This is a genomic window from Micromonospora sp. CPCC 205739, assembly GCF_036906795.1.
GTDB lineage: Bacteria > Actinomycetota > Actinomycetes > Mycobacteriales > Micromonosporaceae > Micromonospora.
Genome location: NZ_JBAKHS010000003.1, coordinates 177,255 through 189,978 on the forward strand (window position 1 = coordinate 177,255; position 12,724 = coordinate 189,978).

Genomic DNA, 12,724 nt, shown 5'->3' on the forward strand with positions numbered 1-12,724 from the left:
GCAAAGGGTACGACCACCCCTTACCGGAAGTGGTCCCAGCCGGCCGGACCGTCGTACTTCTCACCGTCGACGGTGACGCCCGCGCCCTCTACCACCCGGCCCACCGGCCGCCACTCCTCGGGCAGGGCGACCGACCGGGGGAAGGTCGCGAGCAGCGCGTGGTCGTCGCCCCCGCCGAGGATCCACGAGTACGGGTCGACGCCGAGCGCCTGCGCGGCGTCGCGCATCTGGCGGGGCACCTCGAAGGCGTCCCGGTGCACGTCGACGCCGACCCCGCTGGCCTTCGCCACGTGACCCAGGTCGGCCAGCAGCCCGTCCGAGACGTCGATCATGGCGGTGGCGCCGAGCCGGGCGGCGTGCGGGCCGGCCGCGTAGGGCACCTCCGGCCGCCGGTACGCCTCGACCAGCAGCCGGGGCGTGCGGAACCCCCGGGAGAGCACGGTCAGCCCGGCCGCCGCCCAGCCGCTGCGCCCGGCCACCGCGACCACGTCCCCCGGCCGCGCCCCGGAGCGCAGCACCGGTGCCCGGCCGCCGAGGTCGCCGAGGGCGGTGACCGCGATGGTCAGGGTGGGGCTGGCGGACATGTCCCCGCCCACCACGCTCGCCCCGACCTTGGCCGCCTCGGCGGCCAGTCCGTCGGCCAGTTCCTCCGCCCAGGTCGTCTCCAGCTCCGCCGGCATGCAGAGGGCGACCAGCAGCGCGGTGGGGGTGGCCCCCATCGCGGCGATGTCGGCCAGGTTGGCCGCCGCCGCCCGGTGCCCGACGTCCCGCGCGCCGGACCAGTCCCGCCGGAAGTGCCGTCCCTCGACCAGCACGTCCGTCGACGCGGCCACCCGCCCGTCCGGGGCGGCCACCACCGCGGCGTCGTCGCCCGGGCCGAGCAGGCAGCCCGGCCCGTACGTCAGCCGCGCGGTCACCCGGTCGATCAGGCCGAACTCTCCGACACCCGCGACACTCATGCCACTCCCTCGCCGCGCTCGCTCACTGCTTCCTCTCGACCACCGATAGGGATCACGCCTGCTCCGTAAGGTAGTTTCACCCTTCGGGCCGCCCACGGGCGGCGACGGACGGAGGTCGAGTCGTGGTACAGGCGTACATCCTCATCCAGACGGAGGTCGGCCGGGCACGTGACGTGGCCGGGCTGATCGCGGACCTTGCCGGCGTGGTGCGAGTCGACGCCGTCACCGGGCCGTACGACGTGGTGGTGCTCACCGAGGCGAACACCGTCGACGAGCTCGGCAAACTCATCGTCAGCAAGGTGCAGATGGTGCCCGGCATCACCCGCACCCTCACATGTTCGGTGGTGCGCCTGTAAGTGGACGAGATCACTTCCTCCCCGACCGCCGGCGCCGAGCCGGCCGAACCGACCGCTCCGGCCACCGCCCGGAAGCCGGCCGGACCGACCGCGAAGAAGCCGGCCGCGCCGACCGCCGCCGGTAAGTCGGGCTGGGACCGGTCGACCCGCCGGGCCGCGCTGCTCGCCACCCTGGTCGCGCTGCCGGTGACCGTGGCCGTGGCCGGGTTCACCTTCGCCAAGCTGGCGCCGGACGCCCCGGCCCCCGCGCCCAGCCCCACCGCCACGACCGCCCGCGGGCAGTCCAATGCCCCGGTCGAGATGGCCGCCCCGGCGCTGGACGCCCGGCCGGCCGTCGTCTGCCGGGCGCTGATGTCGCAGCTGCCGCCGTCGGTGCGGGACCTGCCCCAGCGGCCGGTGACCGCCGGCGCCGAGCAGAACGCCGCGTACGGCGACCCGGCGCTCACGGTGGCCTGCGGCGGCGCCGCGCCGTCGTTCGCCCCGACCGACGACGTCTGGACCGTCAACAAGGTCTGCTGGCACGCCGCCGAGGAGGCGGACGCCACCGTGCTCACCACCGTCGACCGGGAGACCGTGGTCCGGGTGACCGTGCCCCGCGCGTACGAGCAGCCGTTGCAGTGGGTGGCCCCGATCGCCGACACCATCGTCGCCTCGGTCCCCTCCGGCGGTCGACCCCCCGCCGGCTGCACCGCCTGACCCCCGACCCGCCCCCTCCGGGGCGCAGTGTCACGGAAAGAGTGGTCGTTCACGCGTGAACAGCCACTCTTTCCGTGTACGAGGGCGGAGCCTGCGGCCCGGGCGCGGGCGTCAGCGGGGACCGCTGTGGCGGTGCAGGGCGGTGCGGATGAGGCGGTTGACCAGCTTGGGGTACTCCAGGCCGGCGGCGGCCCACATGCGGGGGAACATCGACGTCGGGGTGAAGCCGGGCATCGTGTTGATCTCGTTGAGGTAGACGTCCAGCTCCGGGGTGACGAAGAAGTCGACCCGGGCCAGGCCGGAGCAGTCCAACGCGGTGAAGGCCCGGGTGGCGTACTCCTGCACCTGCCGGGTCACCTCGTCCGGCAGCCCGGCGGGGATGTCGTACTCACAGGCGTCGTCGATGTACTTCGCCTCGAAGTCGTACCAGTCGTGGCCGGAGACCACCCGCACCTCGGCCAGCACCGACGCCTCGGGCGCACCGCCGGCCTCGCCCTCCAGCACGCCGCACTCGATCTCGCGGCCGACGATCGCGCCCTCGACCAGCACCTTGGTGTCGATCTCGCGGGCGGTGGCGACCGCCGCGTCGAGCTGCGCCCAGTCGTCGACCTTGGTGATGCCGAACGACGAGCCGGCCCGGGAGGGCTTGACGAAGACCGGCAGGCCGAGCCGCTGCTTGTCCTGCTCGCTGAGCGTCATCCCGTTGCGCAGCACGACGTACGGGCCGACCGGGATACCCTCGGCGGCGCAGAGCTTCTTGGTGAACTCCTTGTCCATCGCGGCGGCGGAGGCGAAGACGTTCGCCCCGACGTACGGGATGTCGGCCATCTCCAGCATGCCCTGGATGGTGCCGTCCTCGCCGTACGCGCCGTGCAGCACCGGGAAGACCACGTCCACGTCGGCGAGCGCCCGGGGACCGTCGGTCGGGTCGAGCACCATCAGGCCACCGGCGGTCGGGTCGGCGCGGAGCACCACCTCGGCGCCGGAGCCGGCGGTGATCTCCGGCAGCTTGCGGTCGCTGATGGCGAGCCGGCTCGGGTCCCCGCTGGCCAGTACCCACTGCCCCTGGCGGGTGATGCCCACCGGCACCACCTCGAACTCGTCCGGGTCCAGCGCGCCGAGCACGCTGCCGGCGCTGACGCAGGAGATGCCGTGTTCGGGGCTGCGGCCGCCGAAGACGATCGCCACGCGGGTCTTGCCTGGGGTGGTCACTGGGTCACCTCTCGGTACGCGACTGCGGAGCCGCCAGCGGCGCTCACCCGGTCGACCTTACTGTGGGTGGCGGCGCGCCGATGGCGATACCCGGGAGGACGCGTACCTCCCTCGCAAACGGTCACCCGTACCAATACGGTGCGTAGTCGACTCAGTCGCTCCCGACGCTGACGGCACCGTGCCGGCGACCGACCGCGATGACCTTCACCCGCTGCCGTCCGGCGCGCACCATGCCCAGTGCCATGAACGCACCGGCGATCCGGTCGGCGGCCTCCCGGCTGCTCGCGCCGACCACCTGGCGGCGCCGCTCGGGGGCCCGTCGCTCGTCCCGGATCTCGCCCTCGACGGGGCGGACGTCGGTGAGCACCACGAGGAAACGGGTCATCGCCGCTCACCCCGGTGTCCGGTCGCGGTCATCGGCGAAGTCCTCCCGGTGGACGGTCGCGGGTGGCACGTGGCGATCGGGTACGGGGGAGTAAACCCGATCGCCACGCGCCCCATCCCCTCCGGTCGCTCACCACCGCCGTCGCCACGACAACCGTTGGTGAGGACGCCATCACAGATTGACAGGTGGACACGCGTGAATGCAACTCTCATCGACGTTCTCTCATGCACACGTTCCCGGAAAGATATGTCACCATCGACGTATGGCTCCGAAGACCGCCCGGGCCCGCCGGCTGGGCATCGCCCTGCGTACCCATCGCGAGGCCGCCGGCCTGACCCTCGAGGCCGCCGCCGACGAGATCAACAGCACCCGCAGCACGCTGTCCCGGTACGAGAACGCGCAGACGCTGGTCAGCCCCGCCACCGTGCGCGCGCTGCTCAGCCTCTACGGCGTCGGGCCGGACGACATCGCGGCGGCGGTGCAGCTGGCCAAGGACACCCGCAAGCCCGGCTGGTGGGTGCCGTACTCGCACCTGCTGGACAAACGCACCATCGACTTCATCGCGCTGGAGGCGGAGGCCACCGGCATCGCCAACTTCGAGCCCTCGGTGGTGCCCGGCCTGTTGCAGACGGCGGACTACGTCCGCGGCGTGATGCGCGGCGGGCCGCACACCCTCGGCGACGACCAGGTCGAGCAGCGGGTGCAGCTACGGCTGGACCGGCAGCAGCGCCTCACCGCCGACAACCCGCCCATCTTCGACGCGATCATCGACGAGGGCGCGCTGCTGCGCCCGGTCGGCGACCGGTCGGTGATGGAGCGGCAGCTGCACCACCTGCTGAAGATGGCCGAGCTGCCCAACGTCACGGTGCAGGTCATCCCACTGGCGGCCGGCTACCACCGGGGCACCCGCGGCTCGCTGCACATCCTGGAGTTCGCCGACCCCGAGGACCCGATCATCGCCTCGGTGGAGACGGTGGCCGGGCAGATGGTCCTCGACCGGCCGGGCGACCTGCGTACCTGCACCAAGATCATGGAACACCTGCGGACCGTGGCGCTCAGCCCGACGGACAGCCGCGACCAGCTCCTGCAACTGTTGAAGGGACGGTAGGACCATGACACCGACGATCAGCGCGGCGCTGGCGACGGCCAGCTGGCGCAAGAGCACATACAGCGGGGACCAGGGCGCCTGCGTGGAGCTGGCGACCGTGCCGGACCTCGTGGCGGTCCGCGACTCCAAGGACCCGGCCGGCCCGGTGCTGCTCTTCCCCCCGGCCGCCTGGGCCGCCTTCACCACCGCCCCACCCCGCCCCTGACCCCCGACCCCAGATCCCGACCCCGGATCCCGACCACCGGGTTGATCAAGAAGTTTGCGTCCCGGAGGGCCCGCTCCGGGACGCAAACTTCTTGATCAACCCGGTGGAGCGCCCGAGGGTGGGCTGAGGGCGGGCCGAGGGTGGGGTCAGGTGGCGAGGGTGGGGTGGGGGGCCGGGGTGGCGCGGAGGCTCTCCAGGGCGGCGATGGCCACGCCGCGCGCGCCGGCCATGTCGCGGTCCGGGACCAGGGCGAAGGTGGCCGCCGCGGCCTGCTCGGCGCGGAGCACGGTGTGCGTGCGCACGGTGGCGAGGAACCACTCCCGGAACTCCGGCGCCGCCTCCACCACGCCACCCCCGACGAAGTACGCGTGCGGGTCGGTGAAGTTGGCCGCGATGGTGAACAGCCGGCCGAGCGCCGCCGCCTGCTGGGCGAAGACCTCCCGGGCCAGCTCGTCGCCCCGCTCGGCATACCCGCGCAGCAGCTTGGCGGCCCGCTCGACGGGCTCGGCGGCGAGCGGGTGACCGGGGTGCCGGGCCAGCCAGTACGGCAGCAGGCTGCGCCGGATCCCGGTCAGCGAGGCGATACTCTCGGCGTCCCCCACGAAGCCGCAGGCGCAGGTCGGCTCCGGCTGGCCGGGGGCGAGCAGCCCGGTCAGCGGGATGTGCACGTGCCCGAACTCGCCGGCCATCCCGGCCGCGCCGGTCACCACCCGGCCGTTCTCCACCACCCCGCCGCCGAGCCCGGTGCCGACGATCGCCGACACCGAGGACCGGGTCATCGCGTCCGCTCCGAAGTGGACGTGGTGGGCGTAGAGCGCGGCCGCGTTGCCGTCGTTGTGGTAGACCACCGGCAGGCCGAGCCGCCGCTCCAGCGCGCCGCGCACGTCGTACCCGTGCCAGGCCGGCTGGGCGAAGTTGGTCGACCCCCGGGACGAGATGACCCCGGTGGCGCTGGCCGGGCCCGGCGTGTCCAGCCCGACCGCCCGCACCAGCTCACGCGGTACCCCGGTGTACGCGAGCACGCCGTCCAGCGCGCGGGCCAGCGCCTCGATCGCCGCCTCCGGCCCGGCCTGGACCTCGCTGGGGATCTCCAGCAGCCCGTCGACCAGGAACCGGCCGTCCAGGGTGAGCACGGTGGCGTTGTCGCTCGTGCCACCGTTGTCCAGGCCGACCACCACCGGCACGTCCTCGCCGCCCACCGCCACCGCCTCCCGATGCGAACCTGATGGCGAGGCTAGTTCCCGTTTCCCGCCCCCGCCATGCCGCGAACGGCCATCGCACCCGGGCCACCCGACGGGCCCGCCCGCTCAGCCCGGCGGGCGGGGCCCGCTCGCTCAGCCCGGCCGGCGGGCGGTGACCGCAGTGGCGTCCCACTCCGGGGCGCGCACCACCGTCGGCGCCAGGCCCAGCGCGCGCATCGACGCGCAGAGCGCCTCCGCCTGGCGGTCGCTGATCTCCACCACCAGGTGGCCGCCGGGCGCCAGCCACTCCATCGCGCCCTGCGCCACCCGCCGCAGCACGGCCAGCCCGTCCGTCCCGCCGTCCAGCGCCACCGGCGCCTCGTGCAGCCGCGCCTCGGCCGGCAGCAGCGCCACCGCCTCGGTCGGCACGTACGGGGCGTTGGCGACCACCAGGTCGAGGCGGCCCCGCCAGGCGGGCGGGAGCGGGTCGTACAGGTCGCCGGCCAGAACCGGCACGTCCCGGCCGGCGAGGTTGCGCCGGGCACAGGCCACCGCGGCCGGGTCCACGTCCACGGCGGCGAGCCAGCGCGGGGCGAGGCGGGCCGCGAGCGCGAGCGTGGTGCCGCCGGAGCCGCAGCAGAGGTCGACCACCGCCGGCGCCGGCCCGGCGACCGCCGCGGCGGCCTCCACCAGCAGGGCGGTACGCGCGCGGGGCACGAAGACGCCGGGGTCGACGGCGACCCGCAGCCCGCAGAACTCGGCCCAGCCGAGCAGGTGTTCCAGGGGAACGCCGGCGACCCGGCGGTCGGCGAGCGCGGTCAGCGTCTCGGCGGAGTCGGCGGCGGCGAGGAGCAGCTCCACCTCGTCCTCGGCGTAGACGCAGCCGGCGGCGCGCAGCCGCGAGACGAGGGCGGGGCGGTCGGGGCGGAACGCGGTCGGTGCCATCGGATGCCTTTCGGGAACGCTCGTCGGCGCTCCCGGCCGTCACCTAACGGTGCGACGGGGACTCGGAGGGGAGCGCCGTTCCTGCTGTCTGGCGGATCGGACTCACCTGCTTCCTACTCGTTGCTCGTAGCTGAGCCGTTCGGATAATTCGCTCTCCGGCCAGCGGTGGCTGGGCTGGAGTCCTGGACCGGCAGTCTGGTCCGGTGGCGATCGGTTCGGTCCTGCAGGATCTGCTTCACCTTGTGGTGTGGGGTGTGCAGGGCGATGTCGGGGTCGCCGGCTCGGTGCAGGATGTTGATCGCGGCGTTCACGTCGGCCTGCCACACCACCCCGCAACAGGTGCAGTGAAACCGGTCCCCGCTACGGCGGCCGAACCGGCCGCAGCGGTGACAGGTTTGTGAGGTGTAGGCGGCGTTGACGGGAACGAGCGCAGAACCTCTACGCTCCGACACGCTTTTCAGGGCCTCGGCGGTGACTCCTTTGGTCCATGCGGCGAGACGCCGGTTGATGTTCTTAGGAAGCTTTTTGCGGCCGGTGAAGCGTTTGGTGAGATCCTCGGCGATCACGGTGGCGGCCTCGTCCACGACCTCGTGCACCGCGGTGAAGATCTCCGTCCGCACCCGCGCCCGATGCCGGGCCGCCTGCCGATCCCGCTTCACCGTGCCGAGATTGTTGACCTTGATCCGGTGCGCTTTCGCGTGGTCACCACGCAGGGCGGCGTTGTTCGCGATCGAGCGCAGCTTCGCCCGACGCCGGTTACGTTCCTTCAACCGATCCGACTCACTGGACAGCAGCATGCCGAGCCCTGCACCGTGGGGCTGGCCGTCGGAGTCGGTCAGGGCTTCGGTGTAGCCCTTGTCCACACCGAGCCTCCGGTCGCCGCACGGCCGCTGCGACGACCGCATCTGCGCCGCGTCGATCTGGTAGTGCACCTCGACCCGGCCGCTGCGCAGGATCAGCCGCAAGGTACCCGTCGGCGCGACCGTCGTGGACAGCGGGATCCTGACCATCTTGCGGGGCTCGAGACCGGGAATCGCCAGCCACAACCGGCCCCGCCCATCGACAGCGGTGTTGTACTTGTCGGCGCGCACCACGATCTGATCGTGCGTGCGGTTGCGGCCCCGCTTCCAATGCTTGCGCATCTGCCGGGCCAGGAACGGGTCACTGGCCCACTGGTCCGCCTGCAGCGCGGTGAACATCCGCTTACGCTCGGCCGGATCGTTGGTGCGTCGGCCGATCGCCCGCCGGACCGCGACCTTGGCCGCCTCCATGTTCGCTCCGATGTCGGCCATGGCGTCGCGGACGGTTTCCTTCCACGCATTCGCCAGCACACCAAACAACGCGTGTATGCCGTCGGCCAGCCACCGGTCCCGCACCTGCCGGTCTCTCAACCCGGACCCGACTGCGAGGATCGAGCCGTAACGCTGCCACACCTCGCTGCGCACCCGGCCCAACCGACGGGCCTGCTCCACCAGGGCGGCGTACTTGCCCGGATTCAGCCGGGCCGAGTAGGCGATCCGGGTGACCTTCACCGGTCACCCTCCATGGTCAGGTCCCCCCTTTTCAACTCCTTCTCGTAGCGGCGCAGACCGTACAGCCGCCACGAGAAGGTCTGCACGATGCCCAGGAGGTCCTCGACCTCCTGGGGTCGGGGCCCGCGCGGGCCGGGGATCACGATAGCGGATCGACCGGCCCGGCGGCGTCCAGCGCGGCGGCGATGTCGGCCACCAGATCGGCGGTGTCCTCCACCCCACAGGAGAGCCGGACGAAGCCCGGGGCGGTGTCGTCGCCCCACTGCGCCCGCCGGTCGGCGGTGGTGTGCAGGCCACCGAAGGACGTCGCGGCGGCGACCAGCCGGGCGGCGTCGACGAACCGGCTCACCCGGTCGGCGTCGCCGAGGTCGAAGGAGACCACGCCGGGCATCCGCCGCATCTGCGTCGAGGCCACCGGGTACGCCGGGTCCTCCGGCCGCCCCGGCCAGCGCAGCCCGGTGACGTCCGCGCGCCCGGCGAGCAGTTCGGCGACCGCCGCCGCGTTGGCGGACTGCCGGGCCAGCCGCAGGTCGAGGGTGGCCAGTGACCGGTGCGCCAGCCAGGCGTCGAAGGCCCCGGGCACCGCGCCCGTGGTGGTACGCCAGGCGGTCAGCGTCTCCAGCAGCTCCGCCGAGCGGGCCGCCACGTAGCCCAGGAGCAGGTCGGAGTGCCCGGTCAACGCCTTGGTGCCGGAGGCGACCACCAGGTCGGCGCCGAGGTCCAGCGGGCGCTGCCCGAGCGGGGTGGCGGTGGTGTTGTCGACCACGAGCAGGGTGCCGGCGGCGCGCGCCCGCTGCGCGAGCGCGGCGACGTCGACCACGTCCAGGCCGGGGTTCGCCGGGGTCTCCAGCATCAGCAGCCGGACGCCCTCCAACGACGGGTACGGCCCGACGGTCGGCACGAACCCGACCCGCACCCCGATCCGCTCCAGGGTGGCGGTGGCGAAGGCGCGCACCGGGAAGTACCCGTCGGCGGGCAGGAGCACGGTGTCCCCGGGGCGCAGCACGGCGAGCAGCAGCCCGGTGATGGCGGCCTGCCCGCTGGCGAAGACCCGGCAGTCGCCCCCCTCCAGCTCGCCGATGGCCGACTCCAGCAGCCGGCGGGTGGGGTTGTCCGGCCGGCCGTAGCCGTTCGCCGCGGCGGCCGGCCCCTCCCACGGGTCGAGGTGGTACGGCGCGGCGAAGACCGGCCCGGGCAGGAACGGGTCCCCGGGCACCGGCTCCGGCAGCCCGGCCCGGACGCAGCGGGTGCCGTCCCGCCACTGCGGCGCGTCGTCGCTCATTCGTACGACTCCGGCTTGGCGGTGCGGCTCATCAGGGCGTCCACGGCGAGCCGGGGGTCCATGCCCTCGTGGCAGATCCGCTCGATCTGCTCGGTGATCGGCATCTCCACCCCGTGCGCCCGGGCCAGGTCCCGGATGGCCAGGCAGCTCTTCACGCCCTCGGCGGTCTGCCGGGTCGCCGCCTGCGCCTGCTCCAGGGTCTCTCCCCGGCCCAGGTGCTCGCCGAAGGTGCGGTTGCGGGCCAGCGGTGAGGAGCAGGAGGCGACCAGATCGCCCATGCCGGCCAGGCCGGCGAAGGTGATCGGGTCGGCGCCGAGCGCGACGCCCAGCCGGGCGGTCTCGGCGAGCCCACGGGTCATCAGCATCGCCCGGGTGTTGTCGCCGAACCCCATCGCGGTGGCGATCCCGTACGCCAGGGCGATCACGTTCTTGACCGCCCCGCCCAGCTCGCAGCCGATCACGTCGTCGTTGGTGTACGGGCGGAAGTACGGCGTCCGGATCGAGGACTGCACCAGCGTGGCGCGGCGGGCGTCGGTGCCGGCGACCACGGTCGCGGCGGGCTGCTCGGCGGCGATCTCGGGGGCCAGGTTCGGCCCGGAGACCACCACCACCCGGTCCGGGCTGACCCCGGCGGTCTCCACGATCACCTGGCTCATCCGCCGGGTGGTGCCCAGCTCGATCCCCTTCATCAGGGAGACCAGCGTCGAGTCCGGGGCGAGGTGGCCGGCCCAGTCGGCCAGGTTGCCGCGCAGCGTCTGCGAGGGCACCGAGAGCACCACCAGCTCGGCGCCGGCGATCGCCTTGGCGGCCTCGCCGGTCGCGGTGACCCGCTCGGGCAGCCGCAGGTCGGGCAGGTAGTCCGGGTTGCGCCGGTGGACCCGGATCGCGTCGGCCACCGACTCCCGCCGGGCCCAGATCGTCACGTCCCGGCCGGCGTCGGCGAGGATCTTCGCGAAGGCGGTCCCCCAGGAACCGGCCCCCAGCACCGCCACGTGTCCGCTCACGCCGCCACCTCCGGACGGTCGGCGACGCCGTGCGGCACCGACGCCCTGCGCTGGTCGATTCGCTCGCTCATTCGGTCACCTCGGGAGTACGCAGACGGGCGGGACGTTCCCACAGCGGGGGCGGCGTGCCGCCCCGGATGCCGGCGAGCAGGTCGCGCAGGCTCAACATGATCTCTTCGGTCATCTCTTCCAGCACCGCCCGGCTCGGGGTGGCGCCCGCCCACCGGCTCAGGTCGACCGGCTCGCCGGCGACCACCGTCACCGGGGTGCGGGGCCGCAGGCCGAAGCGGTTGCTCCGCGCGTCGAACAACTTCTCCGGGCCCCACATCGCCAGCGGGATCACCGGTGCGCCGGTGGCCAGGGCCAGCCGGGCCGCCCCGGTCTTGCCCTTCATCGGCCAGAGCTCCGGCTCGCGGGTGATGGTGCCCTCGGGGTAGATCACCACCGCGCCACCGGCGTCGAGCGCGGCGATCAGCTTGTCCAGCGACTTGACCGCGTCGGCGGTGCCGCGTTCCACCGGGATCTGCCGGCAGCGGTGCAGGATCCACCCGATCACCGGCACCCGGAACACGCTGGCCTTGCCGAGGTACTGCGGCCAGCGGCCGGCCTCGTAGATGAAGTGCGCGGAGACCAGCGGGTCGGCGTGCGAGAGGTGGTTGGGCACGATGATGATGCCGCCGTCGCGACGTAGCTGCTCGGCGCCGCGCCAGGTGCGCCGGGTCCAGACCAGCATCACGGGCTTGACCAGCGCCACGGCGAAACGTCGCCAGAAACCCAGCCTGCGCCGTGTCACACCCTGCCTCCTCGTTGCCCCGACCCCGCGCGCCGCACCCACCGGTGCGGCCCGCAGCGGAAATCATGCCTGCTCGCCCCGGGTACGGCCAGTGCGGGTGCCCTCGTCGACGCTGGCAGGATTGTCGCGTGCGTCAGCCGAGGTGGACCGTGGTGGTGCCGGTGAAGCGCCTGGGCGCGGCGAAGAGCCGGTTGCGGGGGGCGCTGCCGGCCGTACCCCACGAGGAGCTGGCGCTGGCGCTGGCGGCGGACACGGTCCGCGCGGCGCGGGCCTGCCCCGCGGTCGCCGAGGTCCTGGTGGTCACCGGCGACGAGCGGGCGGCGGAGCTGCTCGCCGCGGCGGGCGCCCGGATCGTGCCCGACGAGCCGGATGCCGGGTTGAACGCCGCGTTCCGGCACGGCGCCGCGGCCGCCGCCCCGGGCGCCTGGGTGGCGGGGCTCACCGCCGACCTGCCGGCGCTGCGCCCAGCCGAGCTGGCGGCGGCGCTGCGGGCCGCCGGCGACGACCCGGGGGTACGCCGCTTCGTGGCCGACGCCCCGGGCAGCGGCACCGTGCTGCTCACCGCACCGCCCGGCGTGCCGCTGGAGCCCCGGTTCGGGGTCGGTTCGGCGGCGGCGCACGCCGCGAGCGGGGCACTGCCGCTGGCCGGGAGTTGGCCCTCGCTGCGCCGCGACGTGGACACCGCGGCCGACCTGGCGGCGGCGCGGCACCTCGGGCTGGGGCCCCGCACCGCCGCGCTCACCGCGACCCGCTGACGGGATTCCGGGGTACGGTGCTGGCATGCAGGGCACGGTGGCGACCTTCGACGCGCAGACCCGCACGGGCGTGCTGCTCCTGGACGACGGCACCGAGCTGGCCTTCCCGGCGCCCGCCTTCGACGCCTCCGGGCTGCGACTGCTCCGCCTCGGGCAGCGGCTGCGGGTGGAGCTCGGTCCGGACGGCGAGGTCGTCCGGGTGACATTGCCGACGATGGCCTGAACCGACCCGCCCGAGTTCATTTTGCGTTAACCGTGATCGGGTGATTATGGGCGGGTGAGCACCCCTCGCGAGCGCCCCGCCAGCCCGC

General features: G+C 73.8%; 16 protein-coding genes. 6 read left to right on the top strand and 10 right to left on the bottom strand.

Annotated features, from left to right (window positions below; translation table 11 throughout):
* Positions 1 to 20: 20 nt before the first annotated feature.
* Positions 21 to 959, bottom strand: a complete 939-nt coding sequence (locus tag V6U88_RS06930; RefSeq protein WP_334450916.1) for a thiamine-phosphate kinase — start codon at positions 957 to 959, stop codon at positions 21 to 23.
* A 122-nt stretch (positions 960 to 1,081) separates the two neighbouring features.
* On the opposite strand from V6U88_RS06930, the gene V6U88_RS06935 reads away from it, so the two are divergent.
* Both V6U88_RS06935 and V6U88_RS06940 read left to right on the top strand, forming a co-directional pair.
* Positions 1,082 to 1,315, top strand: coding sequence for an Lrp/AsnC ligand binding domain-containing protein (locus V6U88_RS06935; protein ID WP_013284547.1), 234 nt, complete (start codon positions 1,082 to 1,084; stop codon positions 1,313 to 1,315).
* Complete coding sequence (locus tag V6U88_RS06940; protein WP_442934578.1) at positions 1,316 to 2,011, top strand: DUF3515 family protein; 696 nt, start codon at positions 1,316 to 1,318, stop codon at positions 2,009 to 2,011. It abuts the gene before it with no gap.
* A 111-nt stretch (positions 2,012 to 2,122) separates the two neighbouring features.
* Here V6U88_RS06940 and V6U88_RS06945 read toward each other — a convergent pair whose 3' ends face one another.
* Both V6U88_RS06945 and V6U88_RS06950 read right to left on the bottom strand, forming a co-directional pair.
* Positions 2,123 to 3,223 (bottom strand): D-alanine--D-alanine ligase family protein, encoded by a 1,101-nt coding sequence (locus tag V6U88_RS06945; RefSeq protein WP_334450926.1) that lies wholly within the window; start codon positions 3,221 to 3,223, stop codon positions 2,123 to 2,125.
* A gap of 151 nt (positions 3,224 to 3,374) precedes the next feature.
* Complete coding sequence (locus tag V6U88_RS06950) at positions 3,375 to 3,608, bottom strand: hypothetical protein (protein ID WP_334450927.1); 234 nt, start codon at positions 3,606 to 3,608, stop codon at positions 3,375 to 3,377.
* 262 nt (positions 3,609 to 3,870) lie between these two features.
* Between V6U88_RS06950 and V6U88_RS06955 the strand changes: the two genes are divergently transcribed.
* Together V6U88_RS06955 and V6U88_RS06960 are read left to right on the top strand one after the other, a co-directional pair.
* Positions 3,871 to 4,716 (top strand): helix-turn-helix domain-containing protein, encoded by an 846-nt coding sequence (locus tag V6U88_RS06955; protein WP_334450929.1) that lies wholly within the window; start codon positions 3,871 to 3,873, stop codon positions 4,714 to 4,716.
* A 4-nt stretch (positions 4,717 to 4,720) separates the two neighbouring features.
* Positions 4,721 to 4,921, top strand: coding sequence for a DUF397 domain-containing protein (locus V6U88_RS06960; protein WP_334450930.1), 201 nt, complete (start codon positions 4,721 to 4,723; stop codon positions 4,919 to 4,921).
* Between the two features lie 146 nt (positions 4,922 to 5,067).
* Here the strand turns inward: V6U88_RS06960 and V6U88_RS06965 are convergent, their stop codons facing one another.
* From V6U88_RS06965 to V6U88_RS06995, 7 genes are all read right to left on the bottom strand, one after another.
* Complete coding sequence (locus tag V6U88_RS06965) at positions 5,068 to 6,120, bottom strand: ROK family protein (protein ID WP_334450932.1); 1,053 nt, start codon at positions 6,118 to 6,120, stop codon at positions 5,068 to 5,070.
* A 135-nt stretch (positions 6,121 to 6,255) separates the two neighbouring features.
* Positions 6,256 to 7,047 carry a putative protein N(5)-glutamine methyltransferase gene (locus V6U88_RS06970; RefSeq protein ID WP_334450933.1) on the bottom strand — a complete coding sequence of 264 codons (792 nt, stop codon included), beginning with the start codon at positions 7,045 to 7,047 and terminating at the stop codon, positions 6,256 to 6,258.
* A 113-nt stretch (positions 7,048 to 7,160) separates the two neighbouring features.
* A complete protein-coding gene (locus tag V6U88_RS06975) occupies positions 7,161 to 8,579 on the bottom strand; it encodes a transposase (protein ID WP_334450934.1) in 1,419 nt (472 codons plus the stop codon).
* On the bottom strand, positions 8,576 to 8,722 hold the full coding sequence (locus tag V6U88_RS06980) for a hypothetical protein (protein WP_442934591.1): 147 nt from the start codon (positions 8,720 to 8,722) through the stop codon (positions 8,576 to 8,578). Before V6U88_RS06980 ends, V6U88_RS06975 begins: the two co-directional genes overlap by 4 nt.
* Positions 8,719 to 9,861 carry a cystathionine gamma-lyase gene (locus V6U88_RS06985; protein WP_334450936.1) on the bottom strand — a complete coding sequence of 381 codons (1,143 nt, stop codon included), beginning with the start codon at positions 9,859 to 9,861 and terminating at the stop codon, positions 8,719 to 8,721. The genes V6U88_RS06980 and V6U88_RS06985 overlap by 4 nt, the downstream gene beginning before the upstream one ends.
* Entirely contained in the window at positions 9,858 to 10,865 is a 1,008-nt protein-coding gene (locus V6U88_RS06990; RefSeq protein ID WP_334450938.1) for an NAD(P)H-dependent glycerol-3-phosphate dehydrogenase, read from the bottom strand. Before V6U88_RS06990 ends, V6U88_RS06985 begins: the two co-directional genes overlap by 4 nt.
* Before the next feature lie 67 nt (positions 10,866 to 10,932).
* Complete coding sequence (locus V6U88_RS06995; protein WP_334450940.1) at positions 10,933 to 11,658, bottom strand: lysophospholipid acyltransferase family protein; 726 nt, start codon at positions 11,656 to 11,658, stop codon at positions 10,933 to 10,935.
* Between the two features lie 128 nt (positions 11,659 to 11,786).
* On the opposite strand from V6U88_RS06995, the gene cofC reads away from it, so the two are divergent.
* The gene (cofC, locus tag V6U88_RS07000; protein ID WP_334450941.1) at positions 11,787 to 12,413 is read left to right on the top strand and encodes a 2-phospho-L-lactate guanylyltransferase; all 627 of its coding nucleotides are present in this window, start codon (positions 11,787 to 11,789) and stop codon (positions 12,411 to 12,413) included.
* Between the two features lie 25 nt (positions 12,414 to 12,438).
* Positions 12,439 to 12,636 carry a cold-shock protein gene (locus V6U88_RS07005; protein WP_334450943.1) on the top strand — a complete coding sequence of 66 codons (198 nt, stop codon included), beginning with the start codon at positions 12,439 to 12,441 and terminating at the stop codon, positions 12,634 to 12,636.
* Positions 12,637 to 12,724: the final 88 nt, after the last annotated feature.